General features: G+C 31.0%; 22 protein-coding genes and 1 pseudogene. 4 read left to right on the forward strand and 19 right to left on the reverse strand.

Annotated elements, in window-relative coordinates; translation table 11 throughout:
- Positions 1-62 precede the first annotated feature (62 nt).
- The 14 genes from K345_RS22335 to K345_RS0109365 form a co-directional block, all read right to left on the reverse strand.
- Positions 63-707 carry a hypothetical protein gene (locus K345_RS22335; RefSeq protein ID WP_053228185.1) on the reverse strand — a complete coding sequence of 215 codons (645 nt, stop codon included), beginning with the start codon at positions 705-707 and terminating at the stop codon, positions 63-65.
- Complete coding sequence (locus K345_RS0109310) at positions 704-1,879, reverse strand: acyltransferase family protein (RefSeq protein WP_028973923.1); 1,176 nt, start codon at positions 1,877-1,879, stop codon at positions 704-706. The genes K345_RS22335 and K345_RS0109310 overlap by 4 nt, the downstream gene beginning before the upstream one ends.
- A gap of 98 nt (positions 1,880-1,977) precedes the next feature.
- Positions 1,978-2,889 carry a response regulator transcription factor gene (locus tag K345_RS23900; RefSeq protein ID WP_053228186.1) on the reverse strand — a complete coding sequence of 304 codons (912 nt, stop codon included), beginning with the start codon at positions 2,887-2,889 and terminating at the stop codon, positions 1,978-1,980.
- A gap of 109 nt (positions 2,890-2,998) precedes the next feature.
- On the reverse strand, positions 2,999-3,142 hold the full coding sequence (locus tag K345_RS22910) for an integrase core domain-containing protein (RefSeq protein WP_169714793.1): 144 nt from the start codon (positions 3,140-3,142) through the stop codon (positions 2,999-3,001).
- Between the two features lie 71 nt (positions 3,143-3,213).
- The gene (locus K345_RS0109320; protein WP_037571695.1) at positions 3,214-4,020 is read right to left on the reverse strand and encodes an SDR family NAD(P)-dependent oxidoreductase; all 807 of its coding nucleotides are present in this window, start codon (positions 4,018-4,020) and stop codon (positions 3,214-3,216) included.
- A gap of 123 nt (positions 4,021-4,143) precedes the next feature.
- Positions 4,144-4,710 carry a suppressor of fused domain protein gene (locus K345_RS20500; RefSeq protein WP_211227863.1) on the reverse strand — a complete coding sequence of 189 codons (567 nt, stop codon included), beginning with the start codon at positions 4,708-4,710 and terminating at the stop codon, positions 4,144-4,146.
- A gap of 21 nt (positions 4,711-4,731) precedes the next feature.
- Positions 4,732-4,902: a hypothetical protein gene (locus K345_RS23485; RefSeq protein WP_211227864.1), complete on the reverse strand. Its 171-nt coding sequence runs from the start codon at positions 4,900-4,902 to the stop codon at positions 4,732-4,734.
- Positions 4,903-5,030: 128 nt separating this feature from the next.
- Positions 5,031-5,276: a hypothetical protein gene (locus tag K345_RS0109335; protein WP_028973925.1), complete on the reverse strand. Its 246-nt coding sequence runs from the start codon at positions 5,274-5,276 to the stop codon at positions 5,031-5,033.
- 21 nt (positions 5,277-5,297) lie between these two features.
- Complete coding sequence (locus K345_RS0109340; RefSeq protein WP_037571697.1) at positions 5,298-5,915, reverse strand: hypothetical protein; 618 nt, start codon at positions 5,913-5,915, stop codon at positions 5,298-5,300.
- Positions 5,916-6,027: 112 nt separating this feature from the next.
- Positions 6,028-6,747, reverse strand: coding sequence for an HAD family hydrolase (locus tag K345_RS0109345; RefSeq protein ID WP_028973927.1), 720 nt, complete (start codon positions 6,745-6,747; stop codon positions 6,028-6,030).
- A gap of 432 nt (positions 6,748-7,179) precedes the next feature.
- Positions 7,180-7,938: a class I SAM-dependent methyltransferase gene (locus K345_RS0109350; protein ID WP_028973928.1), complete on the reverse strand. Its 759-nt coding sequence runs from the start codon at positions 7,936-7,938 to the stop codon at positions 7,180-7,182.
- A 493-nt stretch (positions 7,939-8,431) separates the two neighbouring features.
- Positions 8,432-9,805, reverse strand: a complete 1,374-nt coding sequence (locus K345_RS0109355; protein ID WP_083963702.1) for an AAA family ATPase — start codon at positions 9,803-9,805, stop codon at positions 8,432-8,434.
- Positions 9,787-10,152, reverse strand: a complete 366-nt coding sequence (locus K345_RS0109360; RefSeq protein ID WP_028973930.1) for an AAA family ATPase — start codon at positions 10,150-10,152, stop codon at positions 9,787-9,789. The genes K345_RS0109355 and K345_RS0109360 overlap by 19 nt, the downstream gene beginning before the upstream one ends.
- A gap of 121 nt (positions 10,153-10,273) precedes the next feature.
- Positions 10,274-11,998 carry a DUF4209 domain-containing protein gene (locus K345_RS0109365; protein ID WP_169714794.1) on the reverse strand — a complete coding sequence of 575 codons (1,725 nt, stop codon included), beginning with the start codon at positions 11,996-11,998 and terminating at the stop codon, positions 10,274-10,276.
- Positions 11,999-12,441: 443 nt separating this feature from the next.
- Between K345_RS0109365 and K345_RS23905 the strand changes: the two genes are divergently transcribed.
- Positions 12,442-12,678, forward strand: a complete 237-nt coding sequence (locus K345_RS23905; protein ID WP_083963703.1) for a phage integrase N-terminal SAM-like domain-containing protein — start codon at positions 12,442-12,444, stop codon at positions 12,676-12,678.
- Positions 12,679-12,799: 121 nt separating this feature from the next.
- Positions 12,800-12,964, forward strand: a pseudogene (locus K345_RS23490) (tyrosine-type recombinase/integrase); the annotation flags it as partial.
- 70 nt (positions 12,965-13,034) lie between these two features.
- Here the strand turns inward: K345_RS23490 and K345_RS0109370 are convergent.
- From K345_RS0109370 to K345_RS0109390, 5 genes are all read right to left on the reverse strand, one after another.
- Positions 13,035-14,303 (reverse strand): hypothetical protein, encoded by a 1,269-nt coding sequence (locus K345_RS0109370; protein WP_028973932.1) that lies wholly within the window; start codon positions 14,301-14,303, stop codon positions 13,035-13,037.
- A gap of 185 nt (positions 14,304-14,488) precedes the next feature.
- On the reverse strand, positions 14,489-15,742 hold the full coding sequence (locus K345_RS0109375; protein WP_211227866.1) for a hypothetical protein: 1,254 nt from the start codon (positions 15,740-15,742) through the stop codon (positions 14,489-14,491).
- Between the two features lie 166 nt (positions 15,743-15,908).
- Positions 15,909-17,279: an HNH endonuclease gene (locus K345_RS0109380; protein ID WP_028973934.1), complete on the reverse strand. Its 1,371-nt coding sequence runs from the start codon at positions 17,277-17,279 to the stop codon at positions 15,909-15,911.
- A gap of 164 nt (positions 17,280-17,443) precedes the next feature.
- A complete protein-coding gene (locus tag K345_RS23495) occupies positions 17,444-17,728 on the reverse strand; it encodes a hypothetical protein (RefSeq protein WP_028973935.1) in 285 nt (94 codons plus the stop codon).
- 40 nt (positions 17,729-17,768) lie between these two features.
- The gene (locus tag K345_RS0109390; RefSeq protein WP_028973936.1) at positions 17,769-18,533 is read right to left on the reverse strand and encodes an IS4 family transposase; all 765 of its coding nucleotides are present in this window, start codon (positions 18,531-18,533) and stop codon (positions 17,769-17,771) included.
- 123 nt (positions 18,534-18,656) lie between these two features.
- On the opposite strand from K345_RS0109390, the gene K345_RS0109395 reads away from it, so the two are divergent.
- Both K345_RS0109395 and K345_RS0109400 read left to right on the forward strand, forming a co-directional pair.
- On the forward strand, positions 18,657-19,187 hold the full coding sequence (locus K345_RS0109395; protein WP_211227867.1) for a hypothetical protein: 531 nt from the start codon (positions 18,657-18,659) through the stop codon (positions 19,185-19,187).
- A gap of 61 nt (positions 19,188-19,248) precedes the next feature.
- Complete coding sequence (locus K345_RS0109400) at positions 19,249-19,827, forward strand: hypothetical protein (RefSeq protein ID WP_211227868.1); 579 nt, start codon at positions 19,249-19,251, stop codon at positions 19,825-19,827.
- The last annotated feature ends 258 nt before the right edge of the window (positions 19,828-20,085 follow it).

Here is a 20,085-nt window from a genome sequence, read left to right on the forward strand (position 1 = left end):
TCTCCCGCTTCATTGAAGCTTTCCCAAGATAAACGGTCTATGAATGAGAAGCCTCGTTTCTCTCAAACATCTGCCGTTGCTGGCGGTACAGTTCCTTGATTACTAAAAACTGACGTATAATTCGGTAAGGAAAAGCATTTGTAGAGATTCGTTCCAGCATCGTCTCTATGTGCTTTATATTTCGTCTCAGGTAATTCAACTGCTCTTCCTGAGCGCTTTTCTCCTAACACCGTGACTCGGCCTCCTCTTCTTCGTATAAGCGATGAAATCACCATGGGCGCCACATAGCGGTAATCCCTGGGTTTATCGCCCTTACTCTCAGTATCCAAAGGAAAAAGGATATCGATTATCTTCTCTGAATTCTCACGGGCTTCGTTCAGCAATGACATGTCATTGGGATAACGAATGTCTACTGGAAACAGGTCGTATCGACAATCAATTTCCCCTTTCTTTTTACCCCTTACTCTTCTGTAGTTTCTTTCGGATTTTCCGTTTTTTTTACTATCCTTTGGGACGATAAGTCCATTAATAGAAATAAAACTCTTTCTATCACTAGAACCGCCTGCAGGATAAAAGTCCTGTAGACAGTTGCGAAGTAACGGAACTCCCGTAGAGAATGGCCCACGACAGGGGGCAACGTCCGAATCAAACAACAGGGAAAAATTATTGTATAATGGGCGGGGGAAGATGTGTGTTTGAAAAATCATTTCGATTCAGGCTTTATTCCGAACAGGAAAGATATCGGCTTTATTCTTTTTATAACTGTTTCAACCAAAAGGATTGAGAAAATAAATGAAGAAAGAAAAATAATCACGAATTTCAAGTACAGATTTAATTGCTGTTCTACCACAAAGTAACCGATGATTAGTACCACCGGAAGATGAATAAGGTAAAAAGGCATCAAGCCTGTTGACAGATGAGAAAGCAGGGAATTATTAAAATTCATTCTCTTTTTACAAATTCCAATAATGGAAAGGACAAAAGCATAAGCGGTTATAGCCCATAAGAAATGACCCGTAAAATCAAAAGGCGAGTAACCAGGATGATCAAAGATATCTGATCCTGTTTTTACAAGGTAAAAAAGTGTCAGAAGAAATGATATAATCCCTGAGATCAGAAAAACATACCGGTATCTCTCAATTGCATCCGGTATTTCCTTTTTTGAGAAAAGGATAAATCCGATAACAAAGAATCCTCCCCAGTATAAAAATGCGGGCCATCCGCTATACGTAGAGTCGAGAGGTCGGAGTGTAGAAAGAATCAGAAATAGAGGAATTACCGGCAGGAAAAGCGAAAGCGGATTGTTAAACCTTTTTGTCAGATTATTAAGAAATTTACTTCCGTTTCCCTGAAAAAAACGGAAAAGAGGCAGAGAAAAAAGAGAGAACAAAAATAAGAAGGCAAGAAACCAGACATGATGGGCAAATTCTGCAAACATTGCGGAAGATAAAAGAATATTGGAGTTTTTAATTAGTGTGATCATATTATTCAGATGAAAAGGGATAAAATCGTTAAAAGCTCCTGAGAATTTTCTATAGTTTAGAGCTTCCACATAATCTTGCGGAAGGGCTAAAAGAAACAGTCCTGTACAAAAAGGGATTAATAAGCGTTTGGCCCTTTCCCTTATATAGGGTTTATTTTCTCTCTTTTTTAGTGACAGGAATGAAGCGGCTCCGGCAATGAGAAAAAAGAGCGGCATTATCCAAAAATTAAGATTAATAACAATAATCATAAACAGCTTATTTGTTTCTGCATTTTGAATCTGAAAAGGGATGTCATCAAAAATATGAGCTACATGAAGGATGAAAACTCCTGCCGCTGCCACTATTCTTATCCAATCCATATAATAATATCGTTGTTTTGTTTGTATTGATTCCATTCTAATCAACTCCTAAAAATTTATGTCTATTATTGTGAAAAAATAAGGAGTAATCTCTATAGGACTTTAGTCTGAATTATAGTTTTGACGATCAGTCTTTAGACTGATTTGAAAGCCTGCATCAGTTCAAATCGTGTTTTTACATTCATTTTCTTGAAGATTGAGTAGATATGGGATTTGACAGTAGATAAAGAGATAAAGATTTTTTCACTAATCTGTTTATTGCTGTATCCCTTTAAAACAAGAAGAATAATTTCTTTTTCCCTTTCAGAAATTCCGTATTTCTCAAATTTGGTACTGTTTGCCGGGTCATTGCTCTCGTAAGAGAATCTGAAAGAGAGAAAAAGTCTGTAAACACAGTAAAGGAGAAGGAGGCTGATCAGTGTATAAACAAGCGGGGCGAATTTGAAATTTAATTTAAGAAAACTTAAGTCATCATTAATAATAAGAGGTGAGGATATTAAAAAACTAACAAAGACTTTTTTTGTTAATGAATATTCAAGCTGATTTAGAAATTCTGATAAAATTAGTTTTGATCGGTAAATATGGATTACCCCAATTATTAAAATAATAGGAATAAGGACAAAATAGAAGTAATCAGGAATAGAATTCTCAAGAGTTTCGGATTGACCGCTGTAGATATATATTTTAAGACTGACAAAAAAACACACTGCAGTAAAGAGTGAATAAATAAATACTGATCTCTTTCTACATCCTCTAAATAAAAAAAAGTGAGTGGAAATCAAAATAGCAAAAAGGAGAAAAAATCGAGAAAAAATCATCACGGGATTCCAGATAAGAGAAAGTGTCTCCCACAATAAGGGAATATTAATGAGTATATACTTATGGATTATTTCTGCAAACATATCAAATGTGTATGCCAAATAAAACAAAAACGTAAGGAACAGACTTTTTTTCCTGGTCCATAGCGCAAGAGCTCCTGATGCCCCAATGGTAATAAGTCCGAATATAAGAGAAATAGCATAGGTAAACAAAATAAACTGCGACATTAAAATAATATTCCTTCCTCGGAAGTATATAATTTTAGATACTGATTTGTCATCAGAATAAATCCGCCTGTTTTAACCTTGTTAAGTTGGCATTGTAATCCCCCCATTATTAACAGGAGTAATTTGTAGAATTATTTAAAACCATTCTAGGGGTAATGCCTCCCAAAGACAAATGAGGTCTTTCGTTATTGTATATCCACATCCATCTTGTCGCAAGTTCTTGTGCATGATAGCTAGATTTGAAGATATTCAACTCTAGCGAATCAGGTTCAAGCAGTTGTTAGGTTGTTCTTATATATTTATCACAGTATATGTTGGTTTTAATTAATCATATATTGAAAATGGATTTTCCCTTACTATTTTATCAATTGCATAAGCGTCTTGACCTATCAAAACACGCCAATCACCTTTCTTTATTGCATTTATTATTACTATGGCAGCGTCTTCTGCAGAAACTGGAATATAGTCTTTAATTATACCATTAAATGAGTTTCGCCATGATTTTGGTGGTGATGGCATGCCAGTTTTTATATGCCCTGGTAAAACAAGCATTGCAGAAAGGTGTGGTGCATTAGCCTGAAAATCAACAATTAGGGATTCCGTAAATCCTCTGACTGCAAATTTGGCCGTTGAATAAGCACTGTGTGATTCTTTTTGACCTAAACTTGCCCACAGAGCATTTACGGAAGACGTATTGACCACAACACCCTGTTTTGACATTAAAAGCATTTTTAAGAAATATCTAGTACACAAATAGGTACCAACCCAAGAAACATTAAATGTTTTTTCCCATTCCTTTTGACTACTTTTTATAAACGAACGTCCGCCAACGATACCTGCATTGTTGAAAAGCAAATTTATTGAATTAGTGTTATGTTGTTTAGCGACTTCTTTAACCATAATTTCAACTTCATCTTCTTTTGCTACGTCACATTTATGTCGTGTTATTTTTACATTTGGATTAATTTTTTTGGCTTCTGTAACAACATTTTCCAATTTAACTTCGTCAACATCACAAACAGCCACGTGGGTGCCAATATTAACCAACTGGAATGTAATCTCTCGACCTATTCCTGATGCTCCACCTGTAACAACAGCGATACTATTTTCAAAGTCCGTAAAACTACTCATTTTTTGTATTTTTCCTATTTGTGCTTTTTGATTTAAAAATCAACCTAACGCCTGGCTGTGCGGCTTGTAAAAGTGGAGGCGAAGCCGGAGCTTTTACAAGTCCGACAGCATCCACTTGTTAGCTCATTTAAGCACTGATTTGCGATTGCGATTACTTATTTGACCAACACCAGATTCTATTAGCTTAGCCAATAATGCTTCACGCCCATTTTCCATTGACCACTGCATTTCATCATCAGTTATAACTGTTGCTACCAATAGATTCATTTTTCCATTTGGTAAATTAATGCCAGTTGGAAGCGGATGTTGCGCTTTAGCAATAAGAACATCGACGGATTCCTTTTCGCCGACCTGAATATCTTGAACAGTAAGGCCCTGGTATTTTTCTACTCTATCAAGAATGCCTGCGTTATTTAAAATCTCTGCATTTGCAGACCATTGCATAAACCATAAAGGCCATTCAGCACTTTCTGTTGCTATAAGTAGCATTTCGTAGCCATAACCAGCCGAACCTTTAGGGCTATTCGCCTGTTCTTTACTTTGTAATGTGCCTGAATATTTACTTGCTCGACCTTGTTCATCGGTTTCAATTTCATAATCTGCCATCATTGTGCTAGCTGGCATATCGGGATTGGTCATACCAAAAGTAGTATATGCCCAAAAACCTTTCCCTATTTTGTCAGCCTGCAATACGAATAGACCTCCACCCGGTCATACTCCGGTCATATTCCCCATTTTCAAAATATCGTCAGGGAACTGACCTATATGCTTTTCATAGTATGCAGCTCTTGAGTCGTATACCTGTTGCCAAAAAGCATCTTCATCAATTTGAGGGGGAGGAGTGGATGCAGAGGCAGTGCTTCCTGCCACCCATGGCACCATACTTATAAATTTCCTAATTCTTTCTTTCATGCTCAATCTCTTGATTGGGGAGCTAACACCGAGCTAAGCTGCCGAATCGTCCCGAAGGCAAAAATCATGACAAAGATTTGGTCAGTTTCAGCGATTTGTTAGGCATCTCCCCTATTCTCTTCCTGTATTACTATTTCATCAATAAATTTATCCAATATTTCTTTAGAAAAATGATTGCCTTCTTCTTTTATTCGGAACTCATTATCGATTATTTTTTGAAATAGTTTTTCATCTTTTATGCTGGCAATCATTCCATGATTAATAAGTATTACTTTTCCATTTGGATTTCCAAAATCATTTATAGCAATATTATTTGATGGTAATTTAATGATGGATTCTGCCATTATTTCTCCAAAAGTTTATCTTTATTCTGGTTCCCATTCATCAATGATTGAAGACTGACTTTCTTTTTCCCATAATAAGAAATCTTCATAATTATCTATATTATCATCGATTACAGCTCGATACACCTTTATTCCGATAATTTTTTCTTTTCTCATACTTGCTTCATATTTTATTTTCAGTATATTTTCTCGTTTTTCATCAGTTAACTTCTTAAAAATTTTATCTGCTACCCTTTCGAATTTTCCAGCATATTTCGAATTATTCATAATATGAATTATATCGATTTGCCATATATTATTTTCATCATCCAAATATTCCAAATGCCATTCTATACATTGATCATCAGAATCAGTCATATTTATATAATTTACTTTTTTTATTTTCGTTGACTGAGATATTTCTCCAATAGCGTCAAAACTATCTTTTATAGAAAACTCTTTTGTGTAAACATGAAAATCAATATCCAGGTGATCCATTAATAGATTAGTTTTTACTGATCCTATTAAATTGGCTTTTCCTGAATGATTTTTCCATATTTTTTCGATCTGTAATTCATCAATAATTTGGTATGCCTTTTTTATATTTCTATCTGATATTTCAATAATATTCTTCAAATTACTATTTCCAATAGCACTCATTTATAAATTCCTTCTGCCTGAAAGGCTGCCTAACGTCGTTTTCAGCTGCTGCAAAACTTTGTTCTACCGGGTTTAATATCAATTCTCCTCAAATAATGGCATTCCATATTTCTTATTGAAGAATTCCTATTATTGCTGGAATTTCTTCAAAATTACTAATACTGTAATCGATGAATTCATTTTTAAAATGTTTTTTACTATATAATATTGTTTGCATACCTAATTCTTTTGCCGGTAATAAATCTGCATTAATGTTATCACCCACCATAATAGATTCATGAGGCAATACATTGAAGTATTCAAGCATTTCATTAAATAGTCTTTTATCTGGTTTTCTTATTTTTCTGCTATAGCTAAAGATATATTTATTTATATATCGTCCTAATCCTACTTTAAGAAATATTTGTTCATATATTTCATCGAACAATATACAATTTGATATGACTCCAATGTTAATATTACCATGTAATTTTTTTAAAGTTTGAATAGCTCCATTATTAACAATAACTTCGTCTATATAAGCTCTATAAAACTCAGTCATTAACTCGAAACTATCTATTTCAATACTATCTTTTCCAATCAATATCAAAAATTCTGAAACATATTCATTTATATCTAATTCTATTAATGATTTTCGCTTGAAAAAATCCGAATACCACCTGTCTATTAAATTCTCTTTAATGCTATTTGAAGAAACACTTATATTATAATTATTATTTAAATAGCATGACATATTTTCTATTCCAATGAGATCTTTCTCTTGATCTGTGTGATTTCCATTATGAAAATCAAGCAATGTATTTCCCATATCAAAAATTATTAATTTATGCAACGTAAAATTCCTATTAATATATCTTACTCAAAGTGTTTAGCACATAAAAATGGTGGATTTATAAACTATAATTCGATTACTTTTTCTATAATATTTAAATAATAATTCTTGTTTCTATCCTGCGCAGCAGGATTAATATATTTATAATTTCAAAAAAGTAACCGTTCTATAAAACAAGTTTTCTGTACCGATTTTTTCGGTAGAACGCCCCGATAATTTGCCGGCTTGTCCCGTAGCGGAGCGAAGGGTTGGCGTAGGACTTGCATCGAAGCGGAGCGTAGAGCAATCCTATGCCAAAAAACGGTCAATTTCATCGGATTGTTCTACGGCTTTTTCATTTTTATTTCTTTCTTTTATATTTTGTATCCTATTATTCTTTTTATGTGCAGAAGTAGCAATTTCTACTCCTGCAACAATTTCTATTTTTTATACTTAATCTTTCATAGCTTTTATCATAAAGCGATGCTCTACAAGTTCGAAGTATCCGTTTTTCAGAATTTTCTTTTGAAGCTCAAATAATTTGTCTTTATAACTATTCACAGTAAAACCAGGGAATTCCCATTCAATTATTTTGGCAAAATATACAAAAGCCCCTACATCTGTAAATGAAGTTACAGGAAAGAATTCATCTTTTGCAATTATAGTAAATCCTGCTGATTCAAATTTTTCAACTTCCCTTGATAAGTTAAAAGAATGATCTGTAATTCCTGGATCTTTTCCAAGTAGCCATATAGAGAAATCTAGATTATTTTTACCGCCTACCTGCTGTGATACAAATATTCCTCCAGTTTTTAAAACTCTTTTAAGTTCATTAACATCATAAGATTCATGACGATTCAGAATAACATCAAAGAAATTATCAGAATAGGGAAAAGGCTTATCCTCTTCTATATAAGATAAATTTATGCCAGATTCATTAAGTTTTTTTTGAGAATAATTAAAATTAGGAAGATAACTTTCTGTTGCAAATGTATTACCAGCATAAGGATTTAAACTTAAAAGGAACTCCCCACCACCAGTTCCCATATCCAGTATTTTGGAATCAGGGAGGATTAACTGTTTAGCTAAAGCGTGATAATTCCATGGAAGTTCACCTTCTGTCATATGATTTCTTATGGAGGAGAAATCCCATCCCTGAAAAACACGAGTCTCTTCTCTTTTCCAATATTCGAGTAATTTTTCTTTTTGCATTTTATGCTCCTTTACGTTTTGTTGTTACAAGTGGTAAAAGTGCAATTGATTGATAGCTAAAGCTGTTATTGCTAATATATGATATTGCTTCATGTACAATTTGCTATCAGTAATTAAACCAACTGCACTGAGCATTAATCAAAATCATCATCTATACCTCCGCTATTTTCAATTATTTCATTGGAAACTTTCTAATCTGATTTTTTTATAAAATTTATAATTGAACAAAAATATCAATTCAAAGTGTAGCATAAATTAGCATACTTTCCAGTTGTATTTTCTATAGTTTAATAAATTCTCCATAATACGAAGTATGATTAATTATGTTCTGTATTTGAAAAAGAAACGGTTCAAACAAATCAATATTTCGCTCCTAGTGTCCGTAGAACGTCGTTTTCAGCTGCAAGCCGTTAAGCTGGCGTGAAACCTGCCTGCAAAACAGAAAAGCAGGTTTCATGACAGTAGGATTGACTGCTGCAAAACTTTGTTATGTTTATATTTTTTTTACTAATTCTTCCGTAATATTTTTTATTCTTTTATATGAATTGGGTAAATTCCTATTTTCTAATGTTTTAAGGACATGAATAATATTTTCAAGCTTCTTTATTGCCTTTTTTCTCTCTGTTAATAGAAAATGAACATTTTTATTACTAGCATTTGTAATATTCAATTTATTCAGCATTTCTTGAACAGCTTTGGATGAGCATAATAAATCCATTTCTAAGTTGTAATTCATTAAAATTATATTATGTTCAGATAACTTATCTAAAGCTTTACTATGATTAGTTCTTAATAATCCAAGGATTTCATTTTGTTTTCGTTCATTGGGAATCAAATCATTTAGCAAAATATTTGTCTTATATTCATAACGATATTTAGGAAATCCTTGATTATCACGACTTTGTTCCATATCATCATTTAAGTACGGAATAAAATAATCCTTATCTAAGATTACAATATAAGGAAGATTAAGATCTTTAACAGTGAAGAATGGATATGGTAAATTTTTGACTCCGTCAATATTTACAATACTAATTCCATATAGATCTAAATCTATTGAATTTAATGAGGCTAAATATTTAACAACTTCAGCATCATTTTTACTTTCAACAAAAATTATATAATTTGCATAAAAAAAATCGCTATTGCGATAGTAATGAAATTGATTGTAATTAAACTCTTGAATATTATGATCTTGAAAAAAAGATCGTTTCAACTTATTAATTTTTGTATTAAAGCCTCTTCTTTCATCATTTTCTTTTCTTGCTAAAGAAATCCATCGGTGATCAATATTATCAATTAAAACAGTAGAGTGTGTTGTGAATACGATTTGTTCAATTGATGTTTCAGAATCATTCTTAATAGAATTTATTAATTCTCTTTGAGCCTGTGGATGAAGATTTGTTTCTGGTTCCTCAAGCCCAATAATAATATTTTTATGTCTTAATTTTGCAAGGACACGATGTAAAGCTATAATCGTTAGACTTTGAAGACCGGTACCACAATCGTCTAATAGATTCGAAACGGAACCTTCTTTTATATGTAAAGTAATATTATGAAGGAACTTAGAAAAATTTATATCATTATCATATGACAAATCAAAATTAAATTTATGTTTTAGAGAATAGTATTTTTCTATTTCCTTTGTAATTTTCATAAATACAGAAGAATTAAGATAATCTGTTGCTGCTTTAAATTTGGGAGTTAGTGTATCCCTTTTTCGGGTTTCATTATTTAAATATTCAATAATTAATTGTTTGATTAACGTATCCTCTTGCCATTTAAGTTGATCTGAATTTCTGTTTGGAGGTATGTAAATATACGCAATATCAGAATGTAAAGAAGATGTCAGGATCTCATGTGCAATTCTGAAGTCACCATTTTTTTATATTTATAAGAAGCTTTTTTCGTTGACTGGCTATAAGCAAATTGGATTTCAAGAATATTATCATTTAAAAAATCTGAGTATTTAGCAATATCTCTAATTTCTGAAAATTGGATAATAATCTTGGGTATTGAAGAATTTGTATAGTTATGCAATCCATCATAAAAATACTTTGATTCTTCACTAAAATTAAAAAAAGCATTTAGAGCTCTTATTATAGATGATTTTCCACTATTATTTTGACCAACGATTGCATTAATATTATTAAATTCAATTTTACAATTATCAATTGATCTAAACTTTCTTATTTCAATGGACTTAATTTTCATAAAGAATTTCCTTTATAAACATAACGCCCGCATAACCTGTTTTCCGTACATGGCGGAAATCCTGCCTGCGAAGCAGAATAAGCAGGATTTGTGCCATAGGAAAATCTGGTTCATGCGATTGTTATGTGTCTTCTTTTTCTGTTATCCAATTATTCAATATTAATTTAATGAATAACCACCACGTATAAACAGCTTTATGACTATAGAATCCTGCTGATGGTAGGAGACCATGAGAAACATTATTCCTAAGATTTGAGTAGGATGGTTCAAGCAGGAGAAGCTTTAGATCTATTACATTGTTTTCACCAATTGCATCTATAATTTCTTGTTTTTCGAGTAAACTCTGCAACAAAATAGATGCTTGAATTCCATGTGGTGTGAAATTATTATCAGTCGAATTATTATTTTTAAGGATCTGTCTCAGAATTGTTTCAAACATTGGTATCAATATCGAAATTGCAACCATGAAATTTCCATAGAAGCCTTCCAGAATACCACGAAGGCATAAATCTTTAAAATCTGGTGGGATATTAGGGTTGTTAGTGCATATAGATTCAATATGTGTTTCAGTTATATGCAATTTTTCAAAGATGTAATTTTTAACAGGTAAAATTATACCATAAGTATAATAAAATCGTTCAATATCACTATGTCTTATTATAACATCCCATTTATCTTTATGTTTTATTGAAAGGATTTTTGAATCTTCAATTAAATGTTTCTTGGTAATGATTTTTCCTTCATGATCATAAAATGTCTTACCAGCAAAAAAACTTGTGAAGAATGTTTCATTATTAAATTTTTCAATGTCATTGTCATGTTTGATATAGTCAATTTCTGGAACTAAGGACTGAGCAAGTATAACGATTACATCGATTACATCCTTTTCTTTTATCTGCTCAAGTGTAAAATTAATAATCTCACTTAAATCTACCTTTTCTTGAATTTGCCCAAAGTACTTCATTCCTTCTTGCTGCAAATCCCGCATCTTGTTGTATAAACGATTTCTTTCATCTACTGTATTTGAACTTTTTTGAAGAATGAATATCGCTTTTTCTAACCAATGTGCGGCAACAAGATAATTATTTGTTATTTTGGGATTTAAACTTTCGGAGTATTTTTCTAAAGCTGCAGCATATTCAAACAAATATTTTTCTAGAAGATTTTTATTGTTATTAGAAAGTTTAAGACATAGCTCCCATGATTTTTCAATACCGGAAATATTTTTTTTGTTTTGATAAATACTAGTCCAACTATATGCAATATTGATAATTGACTCTGGCATTTCTAAATTGTAATTTATTAATAGCTCCAATAACTGCAATTGAGGATCACTTGAATGATCTATAATAATATTTATTATCGTTCCAACTGTATCGTTAAAGATAATTTCATTTTTTCTCCTGTAAAATGAAGATAGATAAAAAGCCCGTTGAAGTGCATTTATTACATCTAGGTCATTGGGCTCTTTTGTCTCAATTAATTTTTGTGCAAGCTCTTTATATTTTTTAATACACAATTCAATGTTGATAGTATTTTTCTTATCTAGATTCCAGAGTATATCGTATATCCGAGCTTGCAGTTCTATAACATTCAATTTTTCTACTGATTTTTCTAGCCAATCTCTTTCATTTTCTGAAATAGCAGTGAGAGTCCATAATCCATTTTGTTCTGGACGAATGATAGGTTCTGATATCCTGTAATAAAATATTGATATATCATAAAGAATTCTTACGTTCTCATCTGATAAGCGCTCGTCTTTACAAAGAATTTCAATTGCCTCATTCTTTGTAATAATTCCGGAATCATTTAGAATTTTGATGATATCAATCTTTTTTTCACCCATTATCTCAATCTCACCTTTTATGTGTACACATAACATATTACATCACACCTTTTCCCGTGATCAAATAAAATACTAAAAACTACAAAATAATCACCATTTTATAACCAAATCTTCAATCAAAGTTAAAAAATCAATAGTTATGAACAATATAAACCATTGTTCAGAGGACCATACCATACTACCTTAAGAATAATCTGAAAATAAAACAGCAGAAAATCCCATTCTTTTCAACATGGGTCAGAAAATTTAACAAATCATACAATCCTAAACTAAGCATAACAGAAAACCGTAAGGCCTTTTATGAAAGTTTATCTATCCATTATAAAGAATGGCTGATTGAACAAGCTACAGTGGCAATCTCCATTTTCACAAGAGTAAATAGCGACCTTTTTGAGATTAAGCCTCCGGATATTACCACAGAGGGGACCAATTATATTCAACGAATGAAAAGGGAATTACGGTTTCAACATAAATCCTATGCTACTGAAAAGACTTATCTACATTGGCTTAATTCTTTTTTGAAGTATTTTTCGGATTACCCAGAGGATGATTTCTCAGAAAATGCATTAAAAGACTATCTTACCTATTTGGTGTTGAAAAAGAGTGTATCCTTTTCCACCCAACGTCAGGCATTTCAATGCAATATATGGAGGAGGTTTACGGTTAAGAGAATGCTTTAATCTACGTTTAAAGGATTTGGATTTTGAGAACAAATAATAACAGCGAGTGGAGGAAAGGGTCGCAAAGATTGGTTGACCCTATTTCCCTCAGGATTAATCAAGCAACAGTTCATACAATTAGGCAGGGTACGACATACGAACCATACAAGAGTTGCTAGGACACTCCAATATATCGACTACCAGGATTTATACTCATATAACCGACAACAGAACAGTCACATATATCTCTTGGAGCAAAATCCAATCAACTGGTATATTAGTTGTTGATAACGTCGTCTTAAGCTGAATAGACAATTGGTGCTGAAAATGCTCAATAAGTTTCTGTGACTAGAGGCTAATTCTGCTCCAAGACTTTGTTATATTTCATTTGTTGTAGTAAATATTTCTCTCGTTTCTATAAATGAATCATATTTAGTTTCTTCTTTAATCTCATCTGTAATTAAATTATTAAACATCATTGCTTTAACAACGTCTGTCCTACAAATTCCACAGTACAATTTACGATAAATGTATTCCAAGATTTCTTTTGATCTTTTAGTTTTATTTATTTTAAAAATATCTGTTATATATTTTGCCCAATCATGAAAATCAAAAGGATTCTTTATTTCCTTTAATTTCTTGTATATAAGATCACAATCGCTTTCTAAAAAATTATTTTTTAACATTATCAATGACTCGATATTATGTTTATTTAAATACTCTAAGGCAATATTTCTTATCTCATTATTCTTAAAGCGTGATAATGCTCTTAAGGTATATCTCAAAATATTCTCATCTTTTGAATCCAGAAACTTTAACAAATTTTGATAATTTTTTGGATATTCTGCAACACTCAATAATTGTATTGTAGTTTTAATTTTTTCTTCATCTTTTAGAGAATCTAGAAAATCTGCTAAAACTAATAATTCTTTTGTATTTGCATTTTTACACCAAAACCTAGGATAAGATTTTTCTCTAATATTAATGATATCGATTATTTCATCTACTGTTTTTCTTTTTTTTTGATTCTCCAACTTCCCAATATGGTTGTCTTCATAATTATTCAAATAGTTTAATACATACTTGTTTTTTTTAGATTCTTCTTTTAATTCTTCATTGGCATTTAGTTTATGTTTTTCTTCAAAATACAATATGGGCCAATCATTTATAACAAAATCAGAATTCTTTTCAATTATTTTTCCGATCACTTCAGCAATAAATAAAAATCCTTTTTCCTTCTCTAGATCAATTAATTCTTCGATTCCTGGTGTGTCATCATCCTCATAATGAGTTATATACCATTCAGCTTTTTTATATATCTTATTAATATCAATTTTTTTTTCGAGAAAGAATAGTTTCATTAATTCAAAAACCTGAAAAGCACCCCAATCATCCTTTCGCATTCTTTTGAAATAATTTATTAGAAGATTGGAGATTTCATTCCCATTTTTATACTCTGATATTATATGACTAATATAAATAGCTCTTGAACCTTCACATTGAGGGTCATACGACAAATTATTCTTTGCTGCGTCCAAGATTATTTTGTCAATTTCAGGATGAGTATAATTTTTATTCTTTTTAATCATCAAAAAAGCTTTTCCTGTCCCTTTTGTTATTTCTTTCTTGAATTCTATAAAATCCATTTTGCTCCTAAATTTTTTAGTGAAATATAATGCCGTTTTAACTTGCAAGCCGTGCATTGGCGGAATCTGTGCCAGCGAAGCTGAGGAGCACAGATTGTGACAATAGGATTGTCAAGTTCAAAACTTTGTTCTGTGGATTTTTATAATCGGTATTCATCATTTCTTCCTTTTTATGGTTATATTATTTATTTATTTCTATTTTCATCTTCAGAATCAAATACATCCAATATATTCTGATGCAACTTTTTTATTTCAATACCTAAAACCTGTAGATACTTATTAATATTTTCATCAGATACATTGTCAAATTTCACATCTATTTCTTGTATGTACTTCAACCCAATAGTTTGTAAGTTTAAGAGTAAAGAAAAATCTATTTCAAAAATGGTATCAATTGTAAGTATAGATTTTATATAATAATGAGGAAATGTTATAAATGATGTGTATCTATTATATTCGTCTTGCTCTTTGAAATCTTCTATCTGAATATCAGTATACGATTCCATCATTTCTAATAATTGGCCTCTATCATCAGGTAAATTATCGACTAATTTCATATAAGCATTATTCCGCTCGATATACTGTTCATGGACCCAGTGTTCATAGTTGAATTTAAGATTCAGCGGTTTTATATTTCCTACCCATTGCTTACAAAAAAAATCTGGATAAAAATCAATTTCTAATATTGTATTGATATTGTTATATTTATTTGGATAGTGGCAGAAATATATCTTTTCTTCATCTATTGAATACTCATTCTTAAATGCATTAGAGATTCCAACAATTAAATTACTTGTAAATTTTGAAATGCAATCATAAATATCAATATCTTCAGTTTTGCTTTTTTTATTGTTATCATTGTATTTTATTCGACAGAGCCACCTTCTTGTTACTCCTAAACATTCATTTAAAGCTATATGCTTTATATCCATAAACATATATTGATGGAGAAATAGAATTTTATGAAAGAATGAAGTCGTTGATGAATATAAATATTGTGGATCAATATTTTTTTCTTCTTTAATATCAACCATACCAATTTTTAATTTGTAATCTATTGGTGACATGATTCTAAATAAACCAAATTCAATAGTCCCCTCGGAAATCAAAAACTCCTGGTGCATTGAGTTGTCTCTGATTTTCTTCAATAATAGAAATTCGTTCTGGTATTTTTGCTTAAAATCATCAATAAATTCTTTTAGCCATGGGTATTTTGTTTTTGACTTATTTGCTTTTTCAACTAAAAAAATGGCATTTCGTATTAAATTATTGCATTCAAGAATAAAATTATCTGGTTCATGATATACAAAGTCTAATCTATTCTTATTTTTATATAACATTTCAATATTAAATAGTAAATCTACAGATTTCCTAGACATTTCTGTATAGAGTTTATTGTTTTCCGGAAAATCTAAAAAATGTGTAATATTACTATTCACCTTCATATCATCAAGTTACCTCATTCTTTTTTTTAAAACTAATTCATAATCCCACAGAACGCCCGCATCAGTTGCAATTTTGTCCCGCAGGGTTGGCGACCTTTTTGAGTATTCAAAAAGGGTGACAAAAAATTTGTCAGTTGCATGCGATTGTTAAATACCATTATTATGATGGTGTGTGTTTTTCATTTTCTAAACTTGTATCTTCTTGATTAAAATGTATATTCATATTGAAATCTCGTAATTCATCTAGTGAAAAATCCTCAAAATTCCATTTATGTCCTTTGTAGAAATAAAATGTATCAAAATATTTCTTATATTTCTCTTCAGAAAGATAATCAGTAATTTCATTTTCAGATGTTGGTACAATACAAACAAATGCATAAGTCCATATTTCAATTTCGATAACAATCTTTGGTAAATTCTCATCATTTTGTTTTAGATAGTATAAAGAAATTTCTGGATGTTTGAGAAAAAGCTCGGGATGAATTGTCATTGCAATTTTGGGAAGTTTTGTTAATTTCACATCTTTATGAATAAAACGGTTTGTAAATTCGAGCTTATTTAATAGTTCAGCTGGAACGATTTCTATAGCCATCTTACAGAAAGCTCGATATATATCCTGAGGATTAATCTTATTAGTTGATTGATATTTTATATTAAATGGATCGATTTTCGAACCATCAGAATTCCTCTGCAAAATTAATACTTCTGGTCTGCTTCTAATTTGTGATAATATGTTTTTTATTTCTTCATTATTCTCTAGTAGAGGGTTATTTTTAAGGCTTATTATTTCAAGATTACCATCTTTAGACTTTATTTTTGGAACACCTCTTTTTCCTTTTACATGCCAAGTTGTTTTAAATACTTCCAAATAGCTTCCAAGAGAATCTTCTAAGGTCTTAATTAATCCTCCATTACATTGATCACATTCATCGTGGCAAAATATTTTTTTATTACCTAATGATTCTGGAATTACATGAGCTATACTATTAAAAGATTTACCTTTAACAATTGATTTACCACAAAACCTACAAACTCTTTTCTTTTTATCTTGCTCACCAATTTTTACAGTTTTACTTCCATCATAGTGAATCATGTTATATTTGCTAAGAAATTTCGTATCTATTTCATCTTTTAATTTGATATAATTTTCAATAGCATCTATCAATTCAATTCCTTCAAGATCCATGTTCATGAATTTCAGTTGAATTTGAATATTATCAATTAGTTCTTCTTCAAATTCATCTGATGTAACGGCAAAACTAAACTTTTTATCATCTTCAATGTCAGATAGAAGGGAATATATTTTAAGGATTCTCTTTCCATAATAATTTGATGCTTCTTGAAGCATTTTAAGAAGCTCTTTTTTTCTAATGTCATTAATAATTATTGGCACAATTTCATGATTTGTTCTCAAATCTATATCAAATATGCTAGCAAATTTTGCTAAAAAAACAAAACTGTTATTATCAATGGTAAATGTGATAATGGGTGTTACATCTTCTGTAAATATATATAAATTTAATTTATCCATAAATATCCTCTTATGTGTATTTAACATATTACATCATACCTTTTCCCGTGATCAAATAAAATCCTAAAGATAACAAAATAATCACCATTTTATACCCAAATCTTCAATCAAAGTTAAAAAAATCAATAGTCATGAACAATCATACCTGTCCAAAATAAATCACTTCAATAAGCAAGACCTAACTGTACAGTATTCTTTTCACTAAAATCATCGATTAATTTAGACTTGTTTAGCCATATCCATATATCTTGTTTTACGAATAATAAGGTAGAGATTATTGCCATTAAAGATTGCACGGTCCAATTTCGATTCGCTTCTTTTGCTATATATTTTAATAACAAACAGGTTATCATACATATCCAGATCTGTGTCATGACGGCGTTTTGACTAGTACCGAGAAAGCTTTTAATCTTAAGATTCTGCTTAATTGTCTTGGCAGACCATGTCAATTGATTTGTTAATAGGCGTATGGTCTTGTTTGTATCAGGATCATAACTTTCTGCAATCCTTATAGGTAGAATATCCAGTCATTTGTATATCCTGATCACAATTTATATTTTCATAATGATCAACATCATAGTCTTCAAGTATGTCAAAGACTGAATTGGATTTTAACCTAGTCACAAAATAAATACCTCTAGCACAATAGTTTGAAAAGATCTTAAAGTTATTGTAGCCTCTATCAAATACTACACTGTCACCGGATTGAACCTTCATTTGTGTTAACTGATTTACTTCATGTTCTTTAGCATCTGTCATGGTTAGAACAGAAGGAATATATCCAGAGTGATTGAGTTTGACATGGAGTTTAATCCCTCCTTTCTTTTTTCTAAAGGAAGCCCAAGGAAACATATTCAAGCATAAGTCTATCGTGGTTGCATCAATACTATAGAGAGGATTCTTGAATCGAAACTTATGTTTGTGACGGTCATTATGTAGTTTATTTAATAATAGATAAAAAAGTTCTTCATAGATTTTAGAATCACGGTTCTTATTAGCATAGGATAGTGTAGATCTTTTGACTTTGGATAATCCCATATGATAGAGCTTGCTACTATTGACTTCTAATCCTTTTTCAATACCCCTAAGTCCTTTTTGTCCTGAAAGCTGAGCAAACAGCATTGCAGTAAATTGATTCCAACAGCTAAATCCTTTGGAGTGAAAGTCTCCTTTATACTTTTTAATTAACTTAACAAAATCATGTCTTGGAATAAATTGAAGAAGTTGTGAAAAAGTGGTATTCTGATGGCTCATTAGCCGATTTCCTTTTATTGTAATCTTTTAGTCGATTTTATTTTAATTGGAGATCGGTTTTTATAATACCCTTTTTAGTATTTATTTTGGACAGCTGTGATCTCAAATATAAACAAGGCTGATATGGATACAACACTCCATTTCAATGGTAGATATGTTTTAGGTGAGCATTATCTATTCGATAACTTAAGCCAAGAAGACTTAAATATGTTGACCAATTATAAAGATAAAGAATTACTGGATTTAAAAGAAAAAGATTATAATCATGAATTAGTATTTGATAATGGTAGAACCCTAACTCTTAATTTATTAAGTAGTGAGACATCCATTCTTCATGGACCATCAGGTGAGGGTACCGATAACTTTAAGTATATAAGTGATGAGGGTCTCGAGGTAGTATTTAATCGGACTACAGGACAGATTGAAAGAAGGCCTCAGTATGCAGGAACTTATAACTTTTACAATGTAGATGAAACAAATAAACCAAGCTGGTTATCATCAAAGATATGGCCAGGGAATTTTAATCATGCTATGGTGGATGTCGCTACTTGGGCAGTCTATAAAAGTTCTATATCGGAGTATTACTATGGACATGATGTGTTTGGAGAAGATGATTGGTATAAAGAAAACAATTTCTGGTACTTCAATGATTAGGCTAGTATTCGTTATTTCATTGATTTTGAGTTTGTGTTCTTGTAAATCATATTATGATTCTATGACTTATACCACGTATATGAATGTTAATTTAGATAATGGTTTTTCGATTTTAATGGATAAGGAAATATATGCATTGGATATTTCACTAGCAGGCCCCTCAACAGAGAAGAATCTCATCTTATTTAAAAGAATAATATATGATTATATAGATTATGTTTCTTTTAATATTCAATATATGAACAAGCCGATTGAGAAAAATACTGATATTAAAATTACTAAGGTTTTGATAGGGAATGGGGAAAAGACTATCGAGTCGAGAACAACTGAGATGAGGTTTTACCAAATATGGTATTTTGAGAATACTCCTGAAAATTATGAACTCTATTACGATATTAATAATAAACCGCAAAGCCGAAAATATAATCCAACAGGAGGTGTACATTATTATGGATATAATACAGAAGATCCAGATTTAGGTAGTTATTCAGTACAAATATATTTTCCTGATTCTATAAAAAAGAATGATAGCTTAGAAATAGAGATCTTTTATACGATTGATGGTAACAAAGAACAGTCTATAAAATGTTACTTTGAATCTATGGATGTATTCACAAAAGCGAATAGTTATCCTTATTAACATGAGTGTGATCCATTATTGAGTCTGCAAATAAATTTGTGTAAAGCTCATTATCTTCTAGATCAAAGATTTCGAGTATTATACAACATATTTACAGACTTTAAGGTTCCTCTTTCAGATCCATAGTTTTTTTCTCCATCCAGGGCACCGAAACACCTCCAAAGTGTTACCTATGTCTTGCCCCTTCTCCCCCAATTGACAGTTACGGAATTTCAGCCTGTCACCCACACCATTCTAGCCTGTCACCCAGACCATTCT

The sequence above is a fragment of the Spirochaeta cellobiosiphila DSM 17781 genome (genome assembly GCF_000426705.1).
Classification (GTDB): domain Bacteria; phylum Spirochaetota; class Spirochaetia; order DSM-17781; family DSM-17781; genus Spirochaeta_E; species Spirochaeta_E cellobiosiphila.